At 71.8% G+C, this 24,537-nt stretch carries 25 protein-coding genes, 1 tRNA gene and 1 pseudogene; 11 read left to right on the forward strand and 16 right to left on the reverse strand.

Annotated elements, in window-relative coordinates; translation table 11 throughout:
* Nucleotides 1-46: 46 nt before the first annotated feature.
* From BMY61_RS48900 to BMY61_RS34170, 4 genes and pseudogenes are all read right to left on the reverse strand, one after another.
* Nucleotides 47-676, reverse strand: a pseudogene (locus BMY61_RS48900) (DUF1775 domain-containing protein); the annotation flags it as partial.
* A gap of 18 nt (nt 677-694) precedes the next feature.
* Nucleotides 695-1,351 (reverse strand): hypothetical protein, encoded by a 657-nt coding sequence (locus BMY61_RS45535; protein WP_143094670.1) that lies wholly within the window; start codon nt 1,349-1,351, stop codon nt 695-697.
* A 400-nt stretch (nt 1,352-1,751) separates the two neighbouring features.
* Nucleotides 1,752-3,152: a serine hydrolase domain-containing protein gene (locus BMY61_RS34165; RefSeq protein ID WP_063773386.1), complete on the reverse strand. Its 1,401-nt coding sequence runs from the start codon at nt 3,150-3,152 to the stop codon at nt 1,752-1,754.
* 91 nt (nt 3,153-3,243) lie between these two features.
* Nucleotides 3,244-4,128 carry an asparaginase gene (locus BMY61_RS34170; protein WP_269083991.1) on the reverse strand — a complete coding sequence of 295 codons (885 nt, stop codon included), beginning with the start codon at nt 4,126-4,128 and terminating at the stop codon, nt 3,244-3,246.
* A 270-nt stretch (nt 4,129-4,398) separates the two neighbouring features.
* Between BMY61_RS34170 and BMY61_RS34175 the strand changes: the two genes are divergently transcribed.
* Both BMY61_RS34175 and BMY61_RS48060 read left to right on the forward strand, forming a co-directional pair.
* Nucleotides 4,399-5,493: an integrase core domain-containing protein gene (locus tag BMY61_RS34175; protein ID WP_042457702.1), complete on the forward strand. Its 1,095-nt coding sequence runs from the start codon at nt 4,399-4,401 to the stop codon at nt 5,491-5,493.
* A gap of 47 nt (nt 5,494-5,540) precedes the next feature.
* Nucleotides 5,541-5,756 (forward strand): hypothetical protein, encoded by a 216-nt coding sequence (locus tag BMY61_RS48060; protein WP_063773387.1) that lies wholly within the window; start codon nt 5,541-5,543, stop codon nt 5,754-5,756.
* Nucleotides 5,757-5,828: 72 nt separating this feature from the next.
* On the opposite strand, the gene BMY61_RS34185 is transcribed toward BMY61_RS48060, so the two are convergent.
* The 4 genes from BMY61_RS34185 to BMY61_RS34200 form a co-directional block, all read right to left on the reverse strand.
* Nucleotides 5,829-5,902 (reverse strand) — tRNA-Pro (locus tag BMY61_RS34185).
* Nucleotides 5,903-6,054: 152 nt separating this feature from the next.
* Complete coding sequence (locus BMY61_RS34190; protein WP_082015553.1) at nt 6,055-7,377, reverse strand: MFS transporter; 1,323 nt, start codon at nt 7,375-7,377, stop codon at nt 6,055-6,057.
* Between the two features lie 156 nt (nt 7,378-7,533).
* Nucleotides 7,534-8,403 carry an acyl-CoA thioesterase II gene (gene tesB, locus BMY61_RS34195; RefSeq protein ID WP_425314726.1) on the reverse strand — a complete coding sequence of 290 codons (870 nt, stop codon included), beginning with the start codon at nt 8,401-8,403 and terminating at the stop codon, nt 7,534-7,536.
* A 76-nt stretch (nt 8,404-8,479) separates the two neighbouring features.
* Nucleotides 8,480-8,965 (reverse strand): PTS-dependent dihydroxyacetone kinase phosphotransferase subunit DhaM, encoded by a 486-nt coding sequence (locus BMY61_RS34200; protein ID WP_082015554.1) that lies wholly within the window; start codon nt 8,963-8,965, stop codon nt 8,480-8,482.
* 87 nt (nt 8,966-9,052) lie between these two features.
* On the opposite strand from BMY61_RS34200, the gene dhaK reads away from it, so the two are divergent.
* The 3 genes from dhaK (at nt 9,053) to BMY61_RS34215 (ending at nt 12,081) form a co-directional block, all read left to right on the forward strand.
* Nucleotides 9,053-10,117, forward strand: coding sequence for a dihydroxyacetone kinase subunit DhaK (dhaK, locus tag BMY61_RS34205; RefSeq protein ID WP_042457707.1), 1,065 nt, complete (start codon nt 9,053-9,055; stop codon nt 10,115-10,117).
* A 42-nt stretch (nt 10,118-10,159) separates the two neighbouring features.
* A complete protein-coding gene (dhaL, locus tag BMY61_RS34210) occupies nt 10,160-10,849 on the forward strand; it encodes a dihydroxyacetone kinase subunit DhaL (protein WP_425314727.1) in 690 nt (229 codons plus the stop codon).
* A 305-nt stretch (nt 10,850-11,154) separates the two neighbouring features.
* Nucleotides 11,155-12,081, forward strand: a complete 927-nt coding sequence (locus BMY61_RS34215) for an NADP-dependent oxidoreductase (RefSeq protein ID WP_075004178.1) — start codon at nt 11,155-11,157, stop codon at nt 12,079-12,081.
* Between the two features lie 6 nt (nt 12,082-12,087).
* Here BMY61_RS34215 and BMY61_RS46685 read toward each other — a convergent pair whose 3' ends face one another.
* Genes BMY61_RS46685 through BMY61_RS34225 form a run of 3 tightly spaced genes read right to left on the reverse strand, consistent with a single transcriptional unit; the run spans nt 12,088 to nt 13,239 of the window.
* A complete protein-coding gene (locus BMY61_RS46685) occupies nt 12,088-12,243 on the reverse strand; it encodes a hypothetical protein (protein ID WP_161791349.1) in 156 nt (51 codons plus the stop codon).
* 38 nt (nt 12,244-12,281) lie between these two features.
* Nucleotides 12,282-12,749, reverse strand: a complete 468-nt coding sequence (locus tag BMY61_RS34220) for a hypothetical protein (RefSeq protein ID WP_042458147.1) — start codon at nt 12,747-12,749, stop codon at nt 12,282-12,284.
* A 10-nt stretch (nt 12,750-12,759) separates the two neighbouring features.
* Nucleotides 12,760-13,239, reverse strand: coding sequence for a GNAT family N-acetyltransferase (locus BMY61_RS34225; RefSeq protein ID WP_042458150.1), 480 nt, complete (start codon nt 13,237-13,239; stop codon nt 12,760-12,762).
* Between the two features lie 45 nt (nt 13,240-13,284).
* On the opposite strand from BMY61_RS34225, the gene BMY61_RS34230 reads away from it, so the two are divergent.
* Entirely contained in the window at nt 13,285-13,578 is a 294-nt protein-coding gene (locus BMY61_RS34230; protein ID WP_042458153.1) for a ribosomal protein L7/L12, read from the forward strand.
* A gap of 144 nt (nt 13,579-13,722) precedes the next feature.
* On the opposite strand, the gene BMY61_RS34235 is transcribed toward BMY61_RS34230, so the two are convergent.
* The gene (locus tag BMY61_RS34235; protein ID WP_042458156.1) at nt 13,723-14,463 is read right to left on the reverse strand and encodes a class I SAM-dependent DNA methyltransferase; all 741 of its coding nucleotides are present in this window, start codon (nt 14,461-14,463) and stop codon (nt 13,723-13,725) included.
* A gap of 87 nt (nt 14,464-14,550) precedes the next feature.
* Complete coding sequence (locus BMY61_RS34240) at nt 14,551-15,483, reverse strand: TIGR03619 family F420-dependent LLM class oxidoreductase (RefSeq protein WP_042458159.1); 933 nt, start codon at nt 15,481-15,483, stop codon at nt 14,551-14,553.
* A 338-nt stretch (nt 15,484-15,821) separates the two neighbouring features.
* Here BMY61_RS34240 and BMY61_RS34245 point away from each other — a divergent pair, with 338 nt between their 5' ends.
* Nucleotides 15,822-17,861 carry a hypothetical protein gene (locus BMY61_RS34245; RefSeq protein WP_042458162.1) on the forward strand — a complete coding sequence of 680 codons (2,040 nt, stop codon included), beginning with the start codon at nt 15,822-15,824 and terminating at the stop codon, nt 17,859-17,861.
* A gap of 71 nt (nt 17,862-17,932) precedes the next feature.
* Here BMY61_RS34245 and BMY61_RS34250 read toward each other — a convergent pair whose 3' ends face one another.
* Together BMY61_RS34250 and BMY61_RS34255 are read right to left on the reverse strand one after the other, a co-directional pair.
* Nucleotides 17,933-18,619: a DUF2306 domain-containing protein gene (locus BMY61_RS34250; protein ID WP_052439421.1), complete on the reverse strand. Its 687-nt coding sequence runs from the start codon at nt 18,617-18,619 to the stop codon at nt 17,933-17,935.
* Between the two features lie 91 nt (nt 18,620-18,710).
* On the reverse strand, nt 18,711-19,235 hold the full coding sequence (locus BMY61_RS34255; protein WP_042458165.1) for an Lrp/AsnC family transcriptional regulator: 525 nt from the start codon (nt 19,233-19,235) through the stop codon (nt 18,711-18,713).
* Nucleotides 19,236-19,408: 173 nt separating this feature from the next.
* On the opposite strand from BMY61_RS34255, the gene BMY61_RS34260 reads away from it, so the two are divergent.
* The 4 genes from BMY61_RS34260 to BMY61_RS34275 all read left to right on the forward strand — a co-directional run bounded on the left by BMY61_RS34260 (nt 19,409) and on the right by BMY61_RS34275 (nt 23,932).
* Nucleotides 19,409-20,650, forward strand: a complete 1,242-nt coding sequence (locus tag BMY61_RS34260; RefSeq protein ID WP_042458168.1) for a homogentisate 1,2-dioxygenase — start codon at nt 19,409-19,411, stop codon at nt 20,648-20,650.
* The gene (locus BMY61_RS34265; RefSeq protein ID WP_042458171.1) at nt 20,647-21,534 is read left to right on the forward strand and encodes a hypothetical protein; all 888 of its coding nucleotides are present in this window, start codon (nt 20,647-20,649) and stop codon (nt 21,532-21,534) included. The genes BMY61_RS34260 and BMY61_RS34265 overlap by 4 nt, the downstream gene beginning before the upstream one ends.
* Nucleotides 21,535-21,572: 38 nt before the next feature.
* Nucleotides 21,573-22,790 (forward strand): fumarylacetoacetase, encoded by a 1,218-nt coding sequence (gene fahA / locus BMY61_RS34270; protein WP_052439422.1) that lies wholly within the window; start codon nt 21,573-21,575, stop codon nt 22,788-22,790.
* Between the two features lie 248 nt (nt 22,791-23,038).
* Nucleotides 23,039-23,932 (forward strand): DUF1254 domain-containing protein, encoded by an 894-nt coding sequence (locus tag BMY61_RS34275; protein ID WP_052439423.1) that lies wholly within the window; start codon nt 23,039-23,041, stop codon nt 23,930-23,932.
* Here the strand turns inward: BMY61_RS34275 and BMY61_RS34280 are convergent.
* Entirely contained in the window at nt 23,917-24,405 is a 489-nt protein-coding gene (locus tag BMY61_RS34280; protein ID WP_042458174.1) for a hypothetical protein, read from the reverse strand. The two genes, BMY61_RS34275 and BMY61_RS34280, sit on opposite strands and share 16 nt — an antisense overlap.
* Nucleotides 24,406-24,537: the final 132 nt, after the last annotated feature.

A 24,537-nucleotide genomic window follows, 5' to 3' on the forward strand; every position in this document is an offset into this window, starting at 1 on the left:
GGGCAGGGTGGCCGGGCGCGGCCTGGCCGGGCTGCTGGAGGTCAATCCAGCGGACGACGTTGCCGTTGGAGTAGGTCTGCAGTGGCTTGAAGACCAGTTGGTCGGTGCCGGTCAGCAGTTGGCCGAAGTCAACGGTGAAGTCCTGGTGGTGGCTGGGGTTGATGGTTCCGCCGGTCTCGGTGATCGAGGAGACGGCTTCGGTGACGTCGCCGTCGTCGGTGTGGATCGGGGTGGCGAGCTTGGCGGTCTGGATCTGGTCGGTCCAGCCGGGTACCTGGTGGCCAGGACGGACGCGATGGGGTGGTCGGTGGGGAAGAAGACCTGCGCCTTGACGGTGCTGGCCTTGTCCTACTCGTTGGGGTCGCGGAATGCGAAGACCTGGTTCGCGGCCCGGCTTGGGCGGTGCCGGGTTGGACGGTGACGTGTGCGAGCGCGGGACCGCGCCACAGCGAGCATGGTCGCGGTGGCGAGCAGGCCGACGGCAGCCGTGCGGCGGGACAGGCGGGCACGGGACGAGACGGGTGATGTCCCTGGTAGAGAAGCGAGAAGACCGAAAGGTTTCGATCGAGGACGTGGTGAGGCGCTGGACGCTGTCCAGCGCCTCACCACGTCCCTTGCGCCGACGGCCGAACGCCTCGTAGACCGCCGCGGACGCCGCCCGTGCGCACGACGCCACCGACGCCTCGCCCTCGGCTCAGGCGCTCTGCCAACGAGTCCAGGCCTCCAGCAGCAACGCCTCGCCGTCCAGGCCCCACCCCGCAGCGACGTCCGGCAGCGCCTCACGCAGGCTCGTCGGCGCGGGCAGTGCCGCGACGCAGGCGGCCGTCAGCAGATCACGAGCGTCCGCGCTGCGCACCACCGCGTCGCGCGCCAGATCGACGACATCGGTCAGTGCGACAAGCCTTGTCGAAGCCCAGGGCCGAAGCCAGGGGAACACCGCGACCGCCCCGAAGCCCCGCAGCGCGTGTGTCTGCGCGCGCCGCCACATCCGCACCGCCTGACTATTCTCGCTTGGCGCTGTTCCTGGGGCCGGAGCCGGACCCTCGGGTGCGCCGTCCCTCGCTGCCACGGCGGGAGTTCGGACCCCGGCCACCGCGACCGCGAACTCGCTCAAGGGATGCTCCGCCGGCAGCGTCCACGCGCAGAAACCGCACAGCACCCTGGTCCCGAGCTCGACCTGGGCCGGATGGGAGCCAGGGGTCGGTCGACGGCAGGCATGGTCGCCATGGAGGAGCCTGTCGCGGCCGGGGGAGCGGTAGCCGTCGAGGAGGAGACTGCCCAGCGGGCCGAGCGGCACATCATCACCGGGGACCTGGCCCAGCCGCACCCGGCGCGCCCCGGCGTTCAGCACGCCGTCCCCTGCAGCCAGCGTCGCGCGGGGCCCCCTTTGCGCACCCGCAAGGGAGACCGGCAGGCCCGGGAGGTTGCAGCGGCCCTGGTGATCGCATGGTGATCGCAGCCCTCGGCCACTCGAAGCCACCTGGAATAGGGACAGATTGGCGGGAATCATGCAAAGTCGCCAGGGGTCTTTCCCGCCACCGTCAAGCCTCTGCTGCGATTTCACCCGCCGCGAAGGGCACTGAGAAGCCAAGGATCGCGCCGCCGGTCGGGCCATGTGCGCCAACTCCAGCAATAAAGCAGCGAGCCGATCCACCCAGAAGCAGGAAGACCGCCATGATCTCACCACGACAGAAGCCAACTCGCTTACTAGACAGCTAACTTAGAATTAGGCACCAAGATCCCGCACACCTCTAGGGCTGAGGCCGGTACACGATTTCGGTGTCGTCGTCGCGAAGCACCACCAGGGGGCGGGAGCGCTCGTCGGACTCGACAACCAGTCTCATGGCGACTTCGCCGGAGCCGTAGAGACTTTCGCCCCAGCGCTCAAACCGGAGCGTCGGCTGGCCGCTCACGCGAACGTGGAGCGCCGTGCCGTCGTCGTCGATCGACAGCGAAGCTCCGTCCTCGGTTTGGTAGGTACCCTCGAGCGGCTCGCGCACAACTGTTGCCGCCGGGGCGGTGGGGCCGAGGTCGAGTGCGCCGGCTCCTGGCCATTCGAAGCTCTTGGCGACGGCCCGGAGGATCGTGCGGATGACGTTGCCTCCGGTTTCGCTGTTGGTCATGACAGCGACCCCGCTGCCGAGGCGGCGCTCGCCTAGGACCAGGGATCGAAATCCGTAGTTGGAGCCCGAGTGTCCGAGGTACGCGGCACCGTCCGCCTGTCCGAGGAAGAAGCCGACTCCGATGTGACTCAGCGTGCCCGGATGAGCCGGGGCCAGAGGCGTCGCCAGGGTGCTTTTGGCCAGGTCCTTTGGCAGGATACCTCGGTCGGTGCTCACCGACGTCTGGGTGGCGATGAGGAACTTCGCAAGGTCCACCGGTGTGGTCCACAGTCCGGCTGCGGCCAGCTCTGGGTACACCCGCCAGCGGCCCCGCGCGGGCTCTCCCAACCCGTCGTGTGCGCTTGCTGCGGTGTGCTCGAGAGGCTGGGGCAGAGGCTGGGCGAACAGGCTTGACGTCATGTCCGCGGGGCCGAACACGAGCTCGTCCATCAGATCGCCGAAGGGGCGGGATTGGACGTCCTCCAGAAGCTGCTGCAGTACCGTCGTGCCGCCACCTGAGTAGCGGAAGCATAGTCCGGGCGGGATGTTGGCGCGTACGCCCTCCGTGTTCGCGGGTGAGATTCCCGAGAGCACCTGCGTGAGGGTCGGGAGCGCGTCGTCGGTGCGATAACCGGGGAAGCCGGAGACCGTGAGGCCGGCGCGGTGGCTGGCCAGGAGGCGAAGTGTGACGACCGGTTGCCAGTCGCTGTTTTGTGGCACCCGCCACGACCGGAGCGTGTCGTTCACGTCGCGGTCGAGGTCCAGCGCCCCGTCGTGAACCATCCGCAGCATGCCGAAGCAGGAGACGGGTTTGCTGATCGAGCATGCTTGAAAGCGAGTTGAGGGGTCGACAGCCTGCCCGCTGTGTGCGTCGGCGACACCGTAGCCCCGCGCATGGACGATCTCGCCTCCGTGCACGATGGCTACGCTCACACCGGGCACGTTGTAGTGCCCCATGACTTCCTCGATCGAGCGGCGCCGGCCGGTGGGGTCGGCCTCGAGCACCAATGACTGCTCGAACCGCCGAACCCGGACGTCGTCGGATGTCACAGCCGGTCCTCCAGCTCGGTCAAGGCGCCGCTCAGGTCGCGGACGCCGCTGCGCAACAGGACGATGACCAGCATCCGCGCCTTCATTGAGGTCAACGGACCGGCCGTGAGGACACCTCGGGACCGCAGATCGACCTCGGGCCCTGGTACCCGTAGGTCTCCCGCAGGACGAGCCCGTTGCGGGTCCGGCTGGTCATGATCAGAGGCACCTCGCGGGCGAGCGTCTCGATCTCGTTGACGAGCCATGCTGGCGCGTGACCGGCACCGAACATCTCAATGATCACGGCGTCGGCCGCGGCGCGCAGGAGCACTCCGTCATCGCCGAGGCCGAGGGTGACGATCGGCACGGAGGGAATCGGCCCCCTCGGTAGCCGTTCTATGACCGGCGACGAAGCAGCGGCACGGGTGTCCAGGCCGACTCGGCCCTCACTGATCACGCCGAGAGGCCCGCGCGGGGAGGCGAAGGCAGCCGGCAGAAAGGAGTGGACCTTGCTCACTCTGCGCGCGGCATGGATCTCACCGGCCATCACCACGCTCACTCCACCGCAGTCCATCCCGCTGGCGGCGAGGGTGACCGCGTCGAGCAGATTGGCCGGACCGTCGGAGCCGACCGCAGACGCGGTGCGCATAGCGCCGGTCACGACAACCGGGGCCGTTCGATGCAACAGGAGGTCAAGCAGATAGGCCGACTCCTCGAGGGTGTCAGTCCCCTGGGCCACGACTACACCGGTTGCTCCAGCATCGAGCTCGGCATCGATGGCGTCGGCGAGCTGGTAGATGTCCTCAATAGTGAGAGAGGTGCTTGCGACCTGACGGAACGCGATCTCGGCGACGTTGGCAAAGGCAGCCAGGCCGGGCACGGGGGTCGCAAGCTTGCCGGCGTGGAGCTGAGCGGGGGCCCCGCCCGAGGTCGCCGACGCCATAGCGATGGTCCCCCCCCAGCGTAAACAGGCTGACCCGCGGCGGAGTCGTTCGATGCTCCGCGGTCAGGGGTGTCGTTGACATACGGGCACCATACGAGGCCAACTGAGCAGATTATTCGTTCCAGAGCACAAGAGAGCGCCAGCTGGTTGCACGTTTGGCACCAAGGGCACGAGGTGCGGAGCCCGGCGGTCGACGAGCCGTCGCGCGACGCGGTTCCGAGCCGGGATCGTGCCCCGGTCCAACTCGACCGCGACAGTGCGCCTGCCGAGAATGTCATCCGCCCAGGTCAGAGGCTGCTTGGGGTTACGGCAAGATGATCACTTGTGTTGCTTCGCTTCGCCTACCTGGCCGTCTCCCACGCTTTCGCTGCCGTGCGGCTTCTGCCGATGGGGGACCGCGAGAAGGACGCGGAGATCCTCGTTCTGCGCCACCAGATCGCCGTCCTTGAACGACAGCTCGGCGGGGACAAGGTGACGTTCTCTCCGGAGGATCGCGCGTTCCTCGCCGCTCTGCTGGTGCCGCTGCCCCGGGAGTTCCTGCGGCGGCTGCGGTTGCTCGTCTGCCCGGACACGGTGCTGAGGTGGCATCGTGATCTCATGCGGCGGCGCCAGGTGCGCACCTGCCGGCCGAAGCGACCCGGGTGCCCACCGACGGTCCGTTCGATCCGGCTCCTGATCCTTCGGCTGGTACGCGAGAACCCGTCTTGGGGCTACCGCAGGGTCCACGGCGAGCTGGCTGCGCTCGGCATCAAGGTCGCCGCCTCGACGGTGTGGGAGGTCCTCCGGGCCGAGGGCATCGACCCCGCCCCGGACCGCGGAGCCACCACGTGGGCGGACTTCCTCCGTGCTCAGGCAGACGCGCTGCTGGCCTGCGACTTCATCGAGACCGTCACCCTGACCGGTCAACGCCAGTACGTCCTGGCCGTCATCGAGCACGCCACCCGTCGCGTCCGGATCCTCGGGACCACCGCGCACCCCACCGCGAGCTGGGTCACGCAAGCGGCCCGGAACCTGATCATGGACCTGGAGGATGCCGGAGCTACCGTCAGGTATCTGATCCGGGACCGGGACGCGAAGTTCCCAGCGCTCTTCGACCAGATCCTGGCTGACGCCGGCATCCAGATCGTGCTCACCGGCGTCCGGATGCCGCGCATGAACTCCCTGATGGAGCGTTGGGTGCAGACCTGCCGTCACGAACTCCTGGACCGCACCCTGATCTGGAATGAGAGCCACCTGCGCCGCGGACTACGCGAGTTCGAGCAGCATTACAACGACCACCGGCCCCACCAAGCCATGGGTCAGGCGGCACCACTACGCGCGGTGCCCGAACCAGTCGAACCCGGACAGATCATCCACCTGAACATACGCCGGAGAGACCGCCTGGGCGGCGTAATCCACGAGTACCGACATGCTGCCTGAACTGCACGGATGAGGTAATCGGCAGGCGCAACACCGGGCTGACATGGATGGCCGACGCCGGCGTCCCGCCCCACGTGCTGCGCAAGATTGCCGGACACGGCTCGCTGACCACGACACAGCGCTACCTGCACCCGAACCTGCGCTCGATTGAGCTGGCGGGGGAGGCCCTGAGCGCGCACCTCGCGGCTGGTCTCCAGAACGCTCCTGGTCCCCAAGTGGTCCCCAGGGACGAGCCGAAGCGCCACCTGCGCATCGTGAAGTGACTCCGCTCGTGGCAACGACAAAGGCCCGCCGACCTGGAAGTTTCCTTCCAAGCCGACGGGCCTTTAAGCCTGTCGGGACGACAGGATTTGAACCTGCGACCCCTTGACCCCCAGTCAAGTGCGCTACCAAGCTGCGCCACGTCCCGTGACTGCGCTGCCTTCCGGCTTTGCGGTCCGTCCCCGGTCTCCCGGGCACAGGAAGAACAATACAGGATCCGGGGCCGTGGTTGTGCACGGGTTTCCGTGGGGATGCGTGCAGGTCACGGGCGTGGGGGTGGCGGGGAGTGCCGGAAGGTGATCAAGGGGTCGGGGTGCGGGCGTCGTAACGGAGGAAGGACGGGTAGCGGGCGACGAGGAGGGCGAGGGTGGCCAGGCAGGCCAGGCCGCCCGTCGCGGCGGAGACGGACGGGGTGGTGAGCTGGGCCACGACGCCGGACTCGAAGTCGCCGAGGCGGGGGCCGCCAGCCACGACGACGATGAAGACGCCCTGGAGGCGGCCGCGCATGTCGTCCGGGGCGGCTGCCTGGAGCATGGTGTTGCGGAAGATCATCGAGACCGTGTCCGCCGCTCCCGCGCAGGCGAGGAACACCAGGGCGAGCCAGAGGTGCTGGGTGAGGCCGAAACCGGCGCAGGCCAGGCCCCAGGCGGCCACGGCGAGGGTGGTGGCGAAGCCGTGCCGGTGGACGCGGCCGACCCAGCCGGAGAACAGGCCGCCCACGAGGGCGCCGATCGCCGGGGCCGCGGTGAGCAGGCCGACCGTGCCGGCGCCGCCGCCGTAGACGGTGGCGGCGAGCGCCGGGAAGAGGGCGCGGGGCATACCGAAGACCATGGCGGCGATGTCAGCGAGGAAGGTCATCCGCAGGTTGGGCCGGTCCCGCAGGAAGCGCAGGCCGTCCAGGACGGAGGCGCGCTTGCCGTCGGCGGCGGCCTCCGGCTTCATTGCGGGGAGGCGCCACATCGCGTAGAGGGAGGCGCCGAAGGCCACGGCGTCCACGAGGTAGGCGGCCTGGAAGCCCCACAGGCCGATGAACAGGCCGCCGATCATCGGGCCGACGGTCAGGCCCAGGTTCATGCTGAGGCTGCCCAGCGCGTTCGCCGCCGGGAGCTGTTCCGCCGGGACCAGGCGCGGGATCATCGAGGCCCTAGCCGGGGCGTTGATCGCGAAGCAGATCGCCTGGAGCGCCACGATCCCGTAGAGCAGGCCCACCAGATGCAGGCTGAGCAGCGCCTGCACGGCCAGGACGACCGACAGGACCGCCGCGCCGCTGGCGCCGAGGAGGCCGAGCCGGCGCCGGTCCACGCGGTCGGCGATCGCGCCGCCGTAGAGGCCGAAGGCGACCAGCGGGAGCAGCGAGCAGAGGCCGATCAGACCGGTGGCGAGCGCCGAGTGTGTCAGTGCGTAGACCTGCACGGAGACGGCGAGCGCCGTCATCTGCTGCCCGATGCCGGAGACCGCCTGCCCGAACCAGAGCCGCCGGTAGTGGGGGTGCTCCCGCAGCGGCGTGATGTCGGCGAGCGAGCCGCGGACGGATCGGCCCAGGCGGCCGAGGAGGCCGGTGTCCGGGCGGGGCTCGGCCGGGCTCGGGGCAGGGGCGGAGTCGGACTGCTGTTCTATGGGCACGGGTCATCTTCCCCCATTCGGCTGTGTGCCCACGCACCAGTCCGAAGAGGGGAGAGTCCGAAGGAAGGAGAGCCCGAAGAGGCGGAGTCCGAAGAGAAGAGTCCGAAGAGGAAAGAGTCCGAAGGGGAAAGGGCCGCACCGGGCCGGTCGGGCCCGTCAGGCGATGCGGCGGAAGAGGCCCTCCTGCATCACCGACACCACCAGACGCCCCTGGCGGTCGAAGATCTGCCCGCGCGCGAGCCCGCGGCCGCCCACGGCGACCGGCGACTCCTGCTGGTAGAGCAGCCACTCGTCGGCCCGGAACGGGCGGTGGAACCACATGGCGTGGTCCAGCGAGGCCATGTCGAAGTGCCGCTTGCCCCACAGCGGCTCCACCGGGACGCGGACGGCGTCCAGCAGTGTCATGTCGCTGGCGTAGGTGACGGCGCAGGTGTGGATCAGCGGATCGTCCGGGAGGGTGCCGTTCGTGCGCAGCCAGACCGCGCTGCGCGGTTCGACGCCCTTGAGCTCCTCCTCGGTCCAGCGCAGGCGCTCGACGTAGCGCAGGTCGAAGGGCTGGCGGCGGCTGATGAACGGCGGCAGCTCGCCCAGGACCGAGCCGACCTCGTCCAGCGCGGAGGGGACGTCTTCCGGCGCCGGCACGTCCGGCATCGCCGTCTGGTGCTCGAACGGCGTCTCCTCGGGCAGGTGGAAGTCGGCGGTGAGCGCGAAGATCGTCTTGCCCTGCTGGACACCGAGCACGCGGCGGGTGGTGAACGAGCGTCCGTCCCGGATGCGGTCGACCTGGTAGACGATCGGCACGCCGGGGGTGCCCGGGCGCAGGAAGTAGGCGTGGAGCGAGTGCACCGGACGGTCGGGGTCGACGGTGCGGCTGGCGGCCACCAGCGCCTGGCCTGCCACCTGCCCGCCGAAGACGCGCTGCAGGGACTCCTCGGGGCTGCGGCCCCGGAAGATGTTGACCTCGATCTGCTCCAGATCCAGCAGGTCCACCAGGTTGTCGACGGGACTGCCCACGTCAGCGCTCACTCTCCTCGGTCAGTACTGGTTGCATTCTCCCAGGGTTCCCGGCATGCTGCCCGGTCGCCCCTGCGGGCGGCCTGGGTCAGAACTTCGGGACGGACCGGGCTTCGCGGGCGGCCGCGGCGACGTCGGGGAGCGACGCGCCGGTGGAGGCGGCCACGACGGCGGCGACGCCGCCCTCGACGAACGGCGCGTCGACGAGCAGTGCGTCCACACGTCCGAGGTCGGCCAGCACGAGGCGGGCCGTCAGCACGGAGCTGCCGAGGTCGGGCAGGACCAGCACGCCGGCACCGGCGTCGGCGGCGGTGATCGCCGCCTCGATGCGTTCGTAGCTGGTGCCCAGGCCGCCGTCGGGGGAGCCGTCCTCCGCGCCGCCGGCCGTGGCGATCGGGACCAGCCCGCCGCCCAGCGGCTCCAGCAGTTCGCGCAGGCCCTCGGCCAGGCGCGCGCTGTGGGAGACCAGGACCAGGCCGACGGTGACCGGTCCTGGTCCGGCAGAGCGCCCGCCCTCTTCCGCCGGAGGCGAGACGCGGACACGATCGGTGGGCGCGTTACTGCTCTCGGTCATGTTCGCGATGCTAGATTCGCGGCTCGCCGAACCGGAAGCGCGCCGCGCGGGTCGGGTCGGGTCGGCCGTACGGGAGGGATGTCTGTCGTGAAGAAGTTCCTCAACAACCCCGATGCCTACGTCGCCGAGAGCTTGGCCGGACTGGCGGCGGCGCACCCGACGCTCACGGTGGTCACCGACGCGGCGGAGGGCGGGGCGACGTTCGTGCGGCGGACCGCGAGGACCCGGCCCGGCAAGGTGGCGCTGGTCTCCGGCGGTGGCTCCGGCCACGAGCCGCTGCACGGTGGCTTCGTGGGCGTGGGGATGCTCGACGCGGCGTGCCCCGGCGAGGTGTTCACCTCCCCGGTGCCCGGCCAGATGCTCGCTGCCGTGAGGGCGGTCGACAGCGGTGCGGGCGTGGTGTTCGTGGTGAAGAACTACACCGGCGACGTGCTCAACTTCCAGATGGCCGCGGAGCTGGCGGTCGAGGAGGCCGGGATCGCGGTCGAGACGGTCCTGGTCGACGACGACGTGGCGGTCCAGGACTCGACGTGGACGGCGGGGCGGCGCGGCACCGGAGCGACGGTGCTCGTCGAGAAGATCGCCGGGGCGCTGGCCGAGCGCGGCGCGGAGATGGCGGCCGTGGCCGACATGGGACGCCGGGTCAACGCGAGGTCACGCTCGTTCGCGGTGGCGCTCACGGCGTGCACGACGCCTGCCAACGGCAAGCCCGGTTTCCTGCTGCCCGAGGACGAGATGGAGGTCGGCGTCGGCATCCACGGCGAGCCGGGCCGGCGGCGGGCGAAGCTGGCCTCGGCCCGGGAGGTGGCGAAGCTCGCCCTGGACGCGATCCTGGCCGAACCGGTCTTCGCCGGAGCCCAGGCCGGAGCCCAGGCCGGAGCCCAAGCCGGAACCGGAGCGGACGGCGGCGACGTGATCGTGATGGTGAACGGGCTGGGCGCGACCCCGCTGTCGGAGCTGTACATCCTCTTCCACGAGGTGTCCCGGCTCCTCGCCGGACGCGGCGTCACCATCGCGCGGAGTCTGGTCGGCAACTACGTCACCAGTCTGGACATGGCGGGCGCGTCGTTCACCCTCTGCCAGGTCGATGACGAGATGCTGGAGCTGTGGGACGCGCCTGTGAACACACCGGCACTGCGCTGGGGGCTGTGAACTCGCGTCGGAGTCCCGAGTGATGGGGGAGGGGCGGCAGCTGTGAACGCAGGGGACAGCGGCGAGGGTGGGAACCGGGTCGACACACTGGACATCGAGACGACGCGTGCCTGGATCCTGGCCACTGCGGCGGCTGTCGACAGCCACCGGGACGTGTTGACCGAGCTCGACGCAGCGATCGGCGACGCCGACCACGGCGCCAACATGCACCGGGGCTTCACCGCTGTGGCGGCGGCGGTCGGCGGCGACTACGCGCCGGAGACGGTCGGGCAGCTGCTCGGCAAGGTCGGCATGACGCTGATCTCCAGCGTCGGCGGCGCGTCCGGCCCGCTCTACGGATCCGCGTTCCGTGCCGCAGGCCGACAGCTCGCCACGCCGGAGGCGGACGGCGACCAGTTCGCGCTGGCGCTGCGGGCCGCGCTGGACGCGGTCCGTGCGCTGGGCGCCGCCGCGGCCGGGGACAAGACCATGGTCGACGCCCTCATGCCCGCCGTCACGACCTTCGACGAGGCCGTCACCTCCGGAGCCGGCCTCCGCGCCGCGGCCCGCGCCGCCGCGACCGCGGCGGACGCGGGCGCCCGCGCCACGACCCCCCTGCAGGCCCGCAAGGGTCGCGCCTCCTACCTGGGCGAACGCAGCATCGGCCACCAGGACCCGGGGGCGACCTCGACGGCCCTGATCTTCGCCGCCCTCGCCGACACGTTGGACGGCACGCTGGGTCGCATGCCGTAGGCGCAGCACCCCGGGGCGGCGAAGATCAGGGCCGCGACGCGCGTCAGGGACGCGGACGGGGACCGGGACGGGGAGCGGGACCGACAAAGCCTGACCTGCGGCGCCCGCGGCGGCCCGCGCCCGCGGCCCGCCGCCCGCGCCCGCGGCCCGCCGCCCGCGGCCGCCGCCCGGGGCGGCGGGGGCACCCACGGATGGCGGATGCGGTGGCTTGGCGCGGATGCCGCCCCGCGCGTCGCGGGGGAGGATCGGGCCGGGAAGGTGCCGTGGGCGCCGCAGCTGGGACGACGTGGGAAGCGGGGAGCCTGATGAGGGCCGTGACCATCGATGCGTACGGCGAGACACCGCGGCTGACCGAACAGCCGATGCCGAAGGTCGGCCCGGATTCGGTGCTGGTGCGCGTACGGGCGGCCGGGGTCAACCCGGTGGACTGGCGGGTCGCGGACGGGGCGGTCGATCCGCTGCTGAACGCGTACTTCCCGCTGACGCTCGGCTGGGACGTGGCCGGGGTGGTGGCGCAGGTCGGGGTCGCCGTGACCGAGTTCGCGGTCGGCGACGAGGTGGTGGCCTACAACCGGCAGGACTTCGCGCAGTTCGGCACCTGGGCCGAGTACACGCCCGTGCCGCTGCGCTCGCTCGCGCCGAAGTCGGCGGGGATGAGCTGGGAGGAGGCCGGCGGGCTGCCGCTCGCGGGGCTGACCGCGTACCAGGCGCTGGCCGCGGCGGGTGTGAACGGGGGTGGCACCGTGCTGATCCATGCCGCGGGCGGCGGCGTCGGTGGGTTCGCGACGCAGATCGCGGCGTCGCGCGGCGCGCGCGTGATCGGGACGACCTCGCGGACGGAGAGCTTTCCGTTCCTGCGGGAGCTGGGCGCCGAGCCCGTCCTGAGCGGGGAGGGGCTTGCGGAGCGCGTGCGCGAGCTCGCGCCGGAGGGGGTGGACGCGTCGCTGGACTTCCTGGGCGGCGGGTCGGTCGCCGTCTCCGCCGAGCTGGTGCGTGTCCCCCACCGGATCGTCTCGGTCGTCGACGGCTCCGTGAAGGAGCTGGGCGGCCAGTACGTCTGGGTCCATCCGTCCGGGCCGGACCTGCGGGCACTGAACGCGCTGGCCGAGGCGGGGTCGCTGCGGGTGCACGTCAGCAGCGCCATCCCGTTGGAGCAGGCCGAGGAGGCCGTCCGGCTCAGCCGCGGCGGTCGGGTGCGCGGCAAGATCGTGCTGACGGTGCCCGCCGAGTAGCCCGGGCTACTCCTGTGCCTGCTCCGAAGCAGCAGGAGCGGTGGGAACGGCGCAGCCGTCCGGGCCGCAGACGGGAACGTCACCGTCCGCAGCGCCCAGGCCCGGCAGGTCGAGCAGGCGCAGTGGCTGGATGGGCTTGATGTCCGCGGGGGTCTCACTCATGCGTCGCACAACCCCGTCCGCCGCCAGAACATTCCGGCTCAGTGGCCCAGCGTCGAGCCCGGGCGGACGATCATGATGACCGTCACGGCGGCCCAGAGCAGGTTGAAGATGCCGGTGTACATCGCCAGCTGCTTGGTGTCCTTGACGCCGACCTCGCGCCCTCGCGGGCCCTTGCCCGCCAGCAGCTCGGCCTGGCGCGGCAGGACGAGCGCGGCCAGCAGGATCGCCGCGACGGCGGTCAGCACGATCGAGACGACGACCCAGGTCTGCCCGGTGACCTTCATCACGCCCGCCGCGGCGAAGCCGAACATCGGGACGGCGATGGCGACCAGGGCGTAGACCTTGCAGATCCGGTTGAGCACGCCCAGCGTCGCGGTGTCCTCGACACCGCCGGGTGCGGCCAAGGCCTTGCGGGCCACCGGCGGAAACATGCTCGCGGCGACCGCGACCGGGCCGATGGCCACGATCGCGGCGAGGATGTGCAGGATCAGGAAGAGCTTCGTCACGGCGACGAGTCTAGGCAGACGGTTCGACCGCTCCGTCGGCCGGGTTCACCTGTGCGACAGCCATGAGACGCTCGGGGTTCGCGAACGGCCGGAAGCCGACCCGCGCGTACACCTCGTGCGCGTCGAGGGTCGACAGCATCAGCCGCTTGAGGCGGTAGGGCGCGAGCTCGGCGACGACGGTTCCGGCCAGCCAGGTGCCGATGCCGCGCCCGCGCGCCTCGCGGGCCACGTAGACGTCGCAGAGCCACCCGAAGGTCGCGTAGTCGGTGACGACGCGGGCGAAGGCGACCTGCTCGGCGCCGCGCTCCGCGGACGCGTAGACGCCGAGGACGAGGGAGTGCTCGATCGAGCGCGCGACGGTCTCGCGGCTGCGGCCCAGGGCCCAGAAGGCGTCGGTGCTGAGCCAGTGGTGCACCAGGTCGACGTCGATGCGGGCGGGGTCGGTGTCCAGACAGAGGCCGTCGGCGCGCGTGGTGATCACGATCCGCATCGTAGGGCGACGACAGCTGACGGGCCGACCGAATATCGTGACCGCATGGAGCCCATGGACAAGGTGACGGTGGAACAGCGCCTCGCGGCGATCGAGGAGAAGCTGGACCTGGTGCTGGCCAGGCTGGGGACGGACTTCGGGGCGGGGTCGACGGCGCATCTGGAGGACGTCGTCCCGACCTCCGACACCGACCCGGAGATCCTGGAGCTGGTCCGGCGGGGGAAGAAGATCCAGGCGATCAAGGTGTACCGGGAGCGGACCGGCGTCGGCCTGCGCGAGGCGAAGGACGCGGTCGACCGACTGGACGAGCAGGAGCGCTTCCGCTCCGGGCGCCGCTGACGCCTGGCGCCTGACGCCTGCCGCTGACCTCAACTGCTGACGCCTGCCGCTGACCTCAACCGCTGACGCCCGCCGTGACCTCAACCGCTGACGCCCGCCGTGACCTCAACCGCTGACGCCCGCCGTGACCTCAACCGCTGACGCTCACGCAGCGGGCTTCTCCCACACGGAGACGTGTTTGGCGCTGTCCGAGGTGAACGGGCGGCCGTCCCAGTCCTGCCAGCGGGACCGCAGGCGCAGCCCGGCGAGCTGGGCCATGAGGTCCAGCTCCGCCGGCCAGACGTAGCGGAACGGTGTGGTCCGGTGCTCGCCCCGGCCGTCGGCGACGTCCACGTAGTGGCAGACCTGAGCCTGCGTGGCGACGTCGTAGTCCGACCAGGCCCAGTGCCGCGGGCCGAAGGCGAAGTGGACGACGGTCTGCCCGGCGGGGATCTTGCGCAGCTCCGGGACCATCACCTCGACGACGAAGCAGCCGCCGGGGGAGAGGTGGTCCGCGGCGTTGCGGAAGCAGGCGACCTGGGCCTCCTGCGTGGTGAGGTTCATGACGGTGTTGAAGAGCAGGTAGGCGAGCGAGAACGTGCCGGGCACGCGGGTGTCGGCGAAGTCGCCGATGCTCACCGCCATGTCCTCGCCGCCGGGCTTGGCGCGCAGGCGTCCCGCCATGGCCCGCGACAGCTCGATGCCCGCGACGGGGACGCCGCGCGCGGCGAGAGGCAGGGCGATCCGGCCCGTCCCGATCCCGAACTCGACCGCCCGGCCCTCCCCGGCGAGCGAGGCGAGGACGTCCACCGTCCGCTCCACGAGCTCGGGACGGAACATCTCCGCCTGGCTCTCGTCGTAGTGGCGCGCTACTTCTTCTCCGAAATGGCCGTCGTCGTAGGTCACCCGGCGAAGTCAACCGACCATCGGCAGCCGGCGCCACCGGATTTCGAGGGTGGCCGCCGACGAGCGCCCACCCCCGAAGACGAAGGATCAGGCGCCGGCCGCGCGGACCGCCGCGTGGAACTCGGCGCCCAGGTCGATCAGCTCCTCGGCGTTGCGCGCGCTGCCCTGCAGGTCCAGCAGCAGCTCGTCCATCCCCGCCTCGGCCGCCGCGACCGCGTCCGCGACGATCTGCTCGCGCGAGCCGTTGAACTGCATCCGCCCCTCCTCCGCCAGCGGCGCCTCGGTGATGCGGACGTTGGCGCGGCCGATCATCTCCAGCGCGGACGCGTCGCGGCCGTAACCCGCGGCGGCCTCCCGGATGCCCGACCAGAGCGAGGCCAGCTTGTCGAACGGCACACCGACCGGGAGCCAGCCGTCGGCACGGCGGGCGAGGCGGTCGAGGGCGGGGCGGCCGGCCGCCGCGAGCAGGACCGGGATCGGGCGGGCCGGCTTGGGGCCGACCTCGGACTCGGCGACGACGGTGCGCTTGCCCTGGTAGGAGACCGGGTTCGGACCCCACACCGCGCCCAGGACGTCCAGCAGCTCTTCCAACTGCGCACCGCGCTCCGCGAAGGGGGCGACCGCGGAGGCCGCGTACTCGTCGTGGGACCAGCCGGTCCCGAAGCCCGCGAGGATCCGGCCGCCGGTCGCGGCGTCGAGCGTGGCGAGCTGCTTGGCGAGCTGGAACGGGACGTGCAGCGGCGCGATCAGCACGCTGCTGCCGATGCGCACCCGCTCGGTCACGGCACCCGCCGCGGCCATCGTCATCAGCGGCTCGGCGACGGAACGGTAGAAGTCCGGCCAGGGCAGGCCGGGCACGCCGAACAGGCCCTGCGTCGGGTTCTCGGGGACGAGCAGACGCTCGAAGACCCACAGACTGTCGAAGCCGATGCTCTCCGCGGCGCGGGCGACGGCTGCGACGTCCTTTCCGGGCGTGTACTGGCTGAACTGCGGCAGGCTGAGGCCCAGGCGCAAGGTCATGAACGATCCCCTCCGAGGAAACACGAAGACGTGCGATGTGGCTCGCCATGATGACAAGTCGCGGTGACCCACCGTCATTCCCTGCCCGGTGAAGGTGGACGGCTTGTCCGGTAGTCGGTCAACCGGCCCGGGATTCTGGGAGCTTGCGGACCCTCCGGAGGACGTCCGCGGGCTGCGCGCCGAACGGTCGGTGAACAGTGGACCAGACCACTCCCGGAGCTTGCGCCCATCGGTCAGGATCACGGCCGACCGCGCTCGCAGCAGCTCGACGCCGTTCGACGCCGTTCGACGTCGCTCGCCGCGCACGCGTCCCCGAACCGCTTCCGGAAGGACCCGACATGTCACGTCGTCGCACCGCGACGGTCGCCGCCACCGGTGTCGTCTGCGTCACCGCCGGCGCTCTGCTCCTCGTCCAGCCCGTCGCCGCGGGTGCCGTGGCCCAGCCCGCCCACCACCACGACTTCGCCGGGTACTCCGTGGGCACGCCCTCCGTGTCCAAGGTCAAGGGCGGCCCGTGGACCCTGGCCCAGGGCGACCTGACGGCCGGTCCGTCCTACGGTCAGAGCCTGCCGACCTTCACGGCGGGCGGCACCGGCACCATCACCCTCGGCGGGGTCACCTACCCGAACCTGGCCGTGGACCCCGCCGCCTCCGGCGCCTACCCGGCGCAGAGCGGCGTCACCGGCACCCCCGGCCCGCTGACCGGCTACTGCTCCAGCGGCGGCGCGACCCCGGAGACCGGGACCGTCGTCCGGCAGCCCGCGCACACCACGCTGCCGATGCAGCCGTACTACTTCCCCTTCGTCACCAGCTCGAACGACGGCCACACGCTGACCGGCCTGTTCGACTACCGCCCCAAGGACGGCGACGAGGCCGTCGTCTCGGCCGTCTCGCACAACCACGGCCGCACCTGGACGTACACGGGCGAGGCGCTGGAGCAGAACCAGGGCCTGTGCCCGAACGGCAACACCAACGACGACGGCCAGGGCCACGCGTTCACGCTCAAGGTGAACGGTCAGGAGTTCCTGTACACGCTCAGCCGCCCGAGCGGTGACAACCCGGGTGTGAACCTGATCGTCCACCAGCTGCACCCGAAGGGCGACAACCCGCTCGCGGGCCTGCCGTCCGCCGAGCCGGTCGGACAGGGCGGCAGCACCACCGCCACCGCCGCGGTCTCCGTCCCGGCCGGTCCGGCGGGTGCCGGTGTCACCGTCAATGTCGGCAACACCGCGAACTTCGAGCAGCCGGGCCACTTCTCGGTCGACGGCCACACCGTGGACTGCAACGACGCGACCGCGACCGCGACCGCGTTCACCGGCTGCACCACCCGTGACGGCGCCGGCGTGCAGATCAACGCGGGCGACGCCGTCACCGCCGACTCGGTGATCCCGGCGGGTGCCGACCAGACCTCCGGCCTGATCTCCCCGGACGGCATCATCAGCACCGTTCCGCACCTCGCGGGCGCCCCGCGCGGCAGCGTCGGCGTGCTGTACACCGAGAAGATCGTCAACTACTACACCCCGACCACGACCACCGCGGCCGTCACGCTCCCCGCCGCGAGCATCCCGGTCGGCAGCACCTCGGCCCTGCCGCTGAACAACGGCCAGGTCACCGTCAGCCTGGGCACCGCGGCCGGCATCGTGCAGGTCACCTGCTCCGGTGAGGATGCGACCGACCTGACCGGTTGCACCGGCGGCACCGGCGCCGTGGCCAAGGGCAGTGACGTGGGCGCGCCCGGCGCGGCCGTGGCCCCGTACGCGACCCTGTCGCAGATCGGCGAGGGCAAGAACAAGCCCAAGACGCTCTTCGGCAACAACGAGGACTACACGGTCGTCCGTGCCGCCTACACCACCGACGGCACGCACTTCACCGACCTCGGCCAGGTCAACGGCCTGAACGACCCGACCTCCAACAGCGCGGACACCCTGCGCTGGATCGGCTCGCGCGGCACCGTCGTCAAGAACCCCGACGGCAGCCTCGGCCTCTTCCTCTCCGGCGCCTACGCCTCGGACGGTGACAGCGACGCGTTCAACCAGATCTTCTACTCGTCCTCGCGTGACGGTGTGAACTGGTCCGCGCCGCAGAAGCTGATCGGCACCGACTACACCTTCTCCGCGCTGCACAACCTGGACGCGAACGGCGGCGCGCTGGACGTCTCCGGCTACTACTCCGGGCGCGTCTACGACCCGACGGTCGTGCAGAACGAGAACGGCTCGCTGACCATGCTGTTCGCGGGTTACTCCACCCCGAAGCCGCTGCCGGCCGTCGGCGCGACCTACGGCACGGACCCGTCCGCGCAGTACACGGTCGGTGCCGCGCAGCCGGCCGAGTACCGCACGATCCTCTCGGTGACGCTGCAGCCGCAGTGGAACGACTGATCACGGCATGACGTGTGGGGGCGCCGGGCTCTGCCCGGCGCCCCCGCACGCGTTTCGGCGGCTGCCTGGGTTCAGCTCTGCGTGCGGGGCCGCTTCCGGGTGAACCACCAGGCCAGGGCCAGGTTGGGCAGCCAGCTCAGCCAGGCCACCGTCTCGTAGGAGACACGGAAGTCGAGGTGGAGCGCTCCGGCGAGGGCGAGCATGAGGCGCAGCGTGACCGCGGCGAAGGTGAGGGCGAAGCTGCGCAGCATCCAGCGGCGGTGGTCGGCGACCCGCCGGCGCAGGATCATCCGCAGGCCGATCGCCCCGGTCGTCAGCCAGGCCACCGCCAGAGCGGCGAAGCCGAATCCGGAGACGGCGCCGCCGTAGGCGATCGGGGCCAGGAACAGGGCGCCGATCCCGGCGACGAGGCAGCCCAGGAGGTAGCCGACGCCGAGGCGGCGGTGCAGGCGCGGCCATCGGCGGCGCAGCACGGACGAGAACTGCCACGGGCCGGTCGCCATGGCGACGACTGCGCCGGAGACGTGGACCCCGAGCGGCAGCTCGTGGTGAAGGTAGGTGGCCCGTTGCAGGCTGAAGAACACCGCCGGGTCGAGGGTGACGTAGCGGGCGGCGACGGCGGCCATCACCAGTGACAGCAGTGTGACGACCGACCAGCCGCCCCGGGTCGGGCGTAAGCGGTGTCGACGCGGGCCGCGGGGCGCCGGGACCGGGTGGCGGAGGGCCCCGTCCGCGGGGGCCGGCAAGGTGTTCGGCATGGGGAAAGCCTGTCGGGCCGGGGCACCCGCGCTCGATCCGGCGAGCCCGACTCCTCCGGTAGGGACAGCCCCACCCCAGGGCCGGCCGGGATCAGTCCCGCGGTGGCAGCCCGGCGGAGGGCACGCGGGTCGGGCGCGGGCGGTCCTCCGCCTCCAGCAGCGGGAGGTAGCGCGGAGCGACCACCTTGGACAGGGCGATCACGCTGGTGGAGCGCGCGACGCAGGGGATGCGGCTGATGTCGATGAGGGTCTGCTGGAGCCCGTCGTGGGAGGTGGCGGCGACACGGCAGTGGACGTCGCTGTCACCCGTCGTGCCGTAGGCCTCCAGGACGCCGGGGACCTTGGTCAGCTCGGCCGCGAGCTCCTCCAGGCTGCCCTGGGAGATCTCCAGGTGCACGAAGGCCAGCACCGGGAAGCCCGCCGCGGCCAGATCCACGTCCGGCCCGTGGCCGGTGATCACGCCGTCGGCCTCCAGGCGCTGGATGCGGGCCTGGACCGTGGCGCGCGAGACGCCGGTCAGGCGCGACAGCTCCAGGAATCCGGCGCGCGGATGCTCCGCGAGCGCGCGGATCAGCAGGACATCCAGCTGGTCGGGCTTTCTGCGCTGAGCTTCCATCTCGCCGCCTCTCCTCGGGGACCAAGCTTGGCAGATTGCACACCTCGATCGCCGGACATTGTCAGCGAGCGAAGCTAGGCCCTGTACTGCTGATCGTCAATACTGGTCCTGTCAGGGCGTCGGGCAGGTTCCGTCCGGACGCCGAGGGCACAGCAGCCCGGGAGGCGACGAAGGTGGCCTACTACCGCAGTGTGGGCTCGATCCCGCCGAAGCGGCACACGCAGCACCGCGCTGCGGACGGATCGCTCTACTACGAGGAGCTGATGGGCGAGGAGGGCTTCTCCTCCGACTCCTCGCTGCTCTACCACCGGGCCATCCCCTCGGCGATGGTGGACAGCCGCGTCTGGCGCGTCGACGACGGCAAGCCCGAGGCGAACCACCCCCTCAAGCCCCTGCACTTCAAACTGCACGAGCTCTTCCCGGGCGCCTCCTGGCGCCAGGCCGACCCGGTCCGCGACCGGCGGGTCGTGCTGGCCAACGCCGACGTGCGCATCGCCTACGTCGCCGCCGGGCTGCCCTCCCCCCTGTACCGCAACGGGATAGGGGACGAGTGCGTCTACGTCGAGTCCGGCACGGGCGTGGTCGAGACGGTCTTCGGCACCATCGAGGTCGGCGAGGGTGACTACGTCGTCATCCCGCGTGCCACCACGCACCGCTGGCTGCCGACCGGTGACACGCCGCTGCGCCTGTACGCCATCGAGGCGAACAGCCACATCACGCCCGCCAAGCGCTACCTGTCCAAGTTCGGCCAGCTGCTGGAACACGCGCCGTTCTGCGAGCGCGACCTGCGCGGCCCCGTCGGCCCCTTGCTGGTCGAGACGGACGACGACAGCGAGGGCGGCGGCGACGTCGAGGTCTACGTCAAGCACCGCGTCGGGGGATCGGTCGGCGGCACCGTCATGGTGATGCCCACCCACCCGTTCGACGTGGTGGGCTGGGACGGCTGCCTCTACCCCTACGCGTTCAACATCGCGAACTACGAGCCGATCACCGGCCGGATCCACCAGCCGCCGCCGGCGCACCAGGTGTTCGAGGGCAACAACTTCGTCATCTGCAACTTCGTGCCGCGCAAGGTGGACTACCACCCGCTGTCGATCCCGGTGCCGTACTACCACGCCAACGTCGACAGCGACGAGGTCATGTTCTACTGCGGCGGCAACTACGAGGCCCGCAAGGGCTCCGGCATCGGGCAGGGCAGTGTCTCGCTGCACCCCGGCGGCCACACCCACGGCCCGCAGCCGGGCGCCTACGAGCGCAGCATCGGTGCGGAGTTCTTCGACGAGCTCGCCGTCATGGTCGACACCTTCCGCCCGCTGGAGATCGCCGAGGGCGCCCGCGCCACGGACGACGGCCGGTACGCGTGGTCCTGGAGCGGCCGCGGACCGGCCCAGCCCAAGGAGGAGGACGCCCAGTGAGGCCCGCGCACCTGGTCCCGCCGCTGTTCGCCGGCTTCTGCGACGACGCCGCGCTGTTCCCGCCCGGCAACGCGCCGGTCGCCGACGCCGTGCCCATGCACCGCGCCCACCGCGCCGCCTGGTACGCGCCGTTGGTCGGCCCGTTCCTGGTCGGGGCCGACCGGATCGCCGAGGTCGGTGCCGCGGCGGAGGAGACCGGCGGCGCCGACCTGCCGCTGGACGTCTCCCTCGTGGTGCGCTCCGGCCCCGCAGGCCTGGCCGCCGCGCTGGACGAGACCGCCAAGTGGCCCGGCCTCCACCTGGTCGGCGTCGAGCTCGGCCCCGACGCGGACGGCTCCATGGCGGAGGCCGCGGCGCGGGGCTGCGCCGCGCTCGACCGCGAGCTGCCGGGCCAGCACATCCACGCCGCGGTCGAGTTGCGCCGCGACGCGGGCGGCGCGACCGGCCTGGGGCTGGCCCTCGACGTCCTGGCCGGGTCGCCCTACCGCGCCAAGTACCGCACCGGCGGTCTGGAGTCGCAGGCCTTCCCGGGTGCGGAGGAGCTGGCGGCGTTCATCACCGGTTGCGCGAGCCGGGAGTTGGGCTTCAAGTGCACGGCCGGCCTGCACCACGCGGTCCGCCACACCGACCCGGCTACCGGCTTCACCCACCACGGTTTCCTCAACATCCTGCTGGCCACGCACTTCGCCGTGCAGGGCGCGGACGCCGTGGCCGTCGCCGAGGTCCTGGCCGACCACGGCGCGGACGGGCTCGCCGCCGTGGCGGCGGATCTGACCGACGAGCAGGTCGAGCGCGCGCGACGGGCGTTCACCGCGTACGGGACGTGCAGTCTGCTGGAGCCGCTGGAGGACCTCACCGACCTCGGCCTGCTGCCGCCCGCCTGACCCACCCGCGCGCCCCCGCACCTATCGATGGAGCATCCGTGACCTGGCTGGACCTGCCCGCCGACACCCTCTTCGGCATCGACAACCTGCCCTACGGGGTGTTCTCCACCGCCGATGACCCGCAGCGGCGGCGGCTCGGCGTGGCCATCGGGACGTGGGTGCTGGACGCGGGCGCGGCGGCGCGAGCCGTCGGCTCGCCCGACCCGCTGCTCGAGGCGCCGAGCCTCGACCCGCTGCTGGCCGCCGGGCGTCCGGCGTGGACGCGGGTCCGCGAGGCGCTGACGCGCTGGCTCAGCGACCCGGCGTTCCGCACCGTCGTCGAGCCGTGCCTGGTGCCGGCCGAGGGCGTCGCGCTGCACCTGCCGTTCACGGTCGGCGACTACGTCGACTTCTACGCCTCCGAGCACCACGCCTCCAACCTCGGCCGGATCTTCCGCCCGGGCAGCGAGCCGCTGACGCCGAACTGGAAGCACCTGCCCATCGGCTACCACGGCCGCAGCGGCACCGTCGTCGTCTCCGGCACGCCCGTGGTCCGCCCGAACGGTCAGCGCAAGGCGCCGACGGACGCGGCACCGACGTTCGGGCCGAGCCGCCGCCTGGACATCGAGGCCGAGGTCGGCTTTGTCGTCGGCGCGGCCTCGGAGCTGGGCACGCCGGTGGCGCAGGAGGACTTCGCCGAGCACGTCTTCGGTGTCTGCCTGGTCAACGACTGGTCCGCACGCGACATCCAGGCCTGGGAGTACGTGCCGCTGGGCCCGTTCCTCGGCAAGTCGTTCGCGACGTCGGTCTCCCCCTGGATCGTCCCGCTGGACGCGCTGCCCGCGGCGCGGGTGGCGCCGCCGACGCGTGACGTGGAGCCGCTGCCGTACCTGGACGACCGCGACGCGAAGCAGCCGTGGGGCCTTGACCTGGCCATGGAGGTCCGCGTCAACGGATCGCTGATCTCCCGTCCCCCGTTCGCGGGCATGTACTGGACGGCGGCGCAGCAGCTGGCCCACATGACGGTCAACGGCGCGAGCGTCCGCCCCGGCGACCTGTTCGCCTCCGGCACGGTCAGCGGCCCCGACCGCGGCACGGAGGGCGCGCTGATCGAGCTCACCTGGAACGGCGAACGCCCCGTCACCCTCGACGACGGCACCACCCGCTCGTTCCTTGACGACGGGGACGAGGTCACCATCACGGCGACGGCCCCCGGCCGCGACGGCGGCCGCATCGGCTTCGGCGAGGTGACGGGCCGCATCCTCCCGGCTCGGTAACTTGCACCCCTCAGGCGGCGCAGCCGCCAGGGGCGCGGGGAACTGCGCGAGCAACCCACTCAGGGGTGGACGGCCCTGTCCGCTCGGGATCTCGAGGCCCAGGGTGGCTTGTCGTGCAGTTCCTCGCGCCCCCGGATGGTGCAACGTCCCCTGACGGCTCCCCGCCCTGGTGGCTCCGCCCGGGTGGCGCACGCGGGAAGCGTGTCGCACTCTCGAAGTCAGGTCGCTGACGCGAGGAGAGGGGCGCCATGGCATTCCCGCCCGTCGAGGAGATCCGCCGGACCGCCGCGGAGGGCTGGATCTGGGGCTACGCCCTGCTGCAGAACTACCACGTCCTGTACGACCAGGTCGTGGACGGCGGGGCGCCGTTCGGGGCGTTCCAGTTCGTGGGCGCGCCCGCCGGGCCGGAGGGCCCGCCCTCGGCGTGGGCGTGGCTGGACCTGCGCACGGAGCCGTGGGTGCTGACCGTGCCGAGCACCGAGCGGCCGTACGTCGTCGCCGCACACGACCTGGACACCAGCTATGTGGGCTTCGTCGGCTCCGGCACGACCTCGGGGCAGGCGGGCCACCACCTGTTCACCGCGCCGGGCTGGCAGGGCCGCGTGCCCGACGGGATCACCGCGGTGCTCCGCGCCGACACCTCGCTCGTGGGGCTGACCGGGCGGACCGCGCCGGTCGAGGAGGGGACGGAGACGGCGTTCGCCGCCTTCCGCAGTGGCTTCGGGCTGCGACCGCTCAGCGACTACCTCGGCCGTGGCGCGCCCGAGGCCGCCCCCGAGCCGGCCTGGCCGGTCTGGCGGGAGGAGTACCTCGACACGATCGAGTTCTTCGCCGTGCTCGACTTCCTGCTGGGCTTCTGCCCGGTCCTGCCGATGGAGGCGGTGCTGCGGGAGCGGCTCGCCGCGATCGGCGTGGGCGTCACGCCGGGGGAGTTCGAGCCGGGAGACCTGCACGCCGGTGCCGAGCTCGCCATGGAGCACGGGATCGCCGACGGTCGTGAGCGCCTGGCGCAGGCCCGCTCGGCGCACCGGCCGGAGGCGACGCTCGTCGGCACCCGGGAGGAACTCGGCACCGACCACCTGAGCCGCGCCCTCGGCGCGGCGATCGGCCTGCACACCCTCCCGGGCTACGCCCGGTTCTGAGCGGGCGCGGACCGGGCGCCGCCGAGGCGTCGTCGCGCCCACGGCAGCAGCGCGGCCGCGAGTGCGACGCCGAGGGCGACGACGACCGACCCGGCGCCCGCCCAGACGTGGGGCAGCCCGAGGGCCGTGGGCAGCGCCAGCAGGCAGGTGCCGGCGAGCACGGACACGGCGGCGGTCGCCGTCGGCCCGCCGTCGCCGCGGCGGGCCCGGTGGATCGCGACCAGCCACAGCACCGTGGGCAGCAGACAGATCACGGAAGCGGCCAGATACAGCGGCAGGTCGAGCACGTAGCCCATGGCGTCGCCGCCCGGCGAGGTGTCCGCAGGGTCGTAGCCGGGGATCTGCTCGGGGTGGTCCACGTACCAGTTGGTGACCCGCATCGCGTGTACGAAGGTCAGCGGGACCGTCAGGGAGGTCACCGCCGCGGCCGTGTACCAGCGTCCGATCAGGTGTCTGCTCGGGTCGACCGACATGTCCCCGTCCTCGTCGTCGAGATCCGCGCCGACGACACGCCACTGCCAGGTACGGACAGTGACATGTCGTCAGCGCGCCTTACGGGCCGGGCCGCCGTCCACCCCCGTGACGACGGACACGCCCCCCGCACC

This window comes from Streptacidiphilus jiangxiensis (assembly GCF_900109465.1).
Classification (GTDB): domain Bacteria; phylum Actinomycetota; class Actinomycetes; order Streptomycetales; family Streptomycetaceae; genus Streptacidiphilus; species Streptacidiphilus jiangxiensis.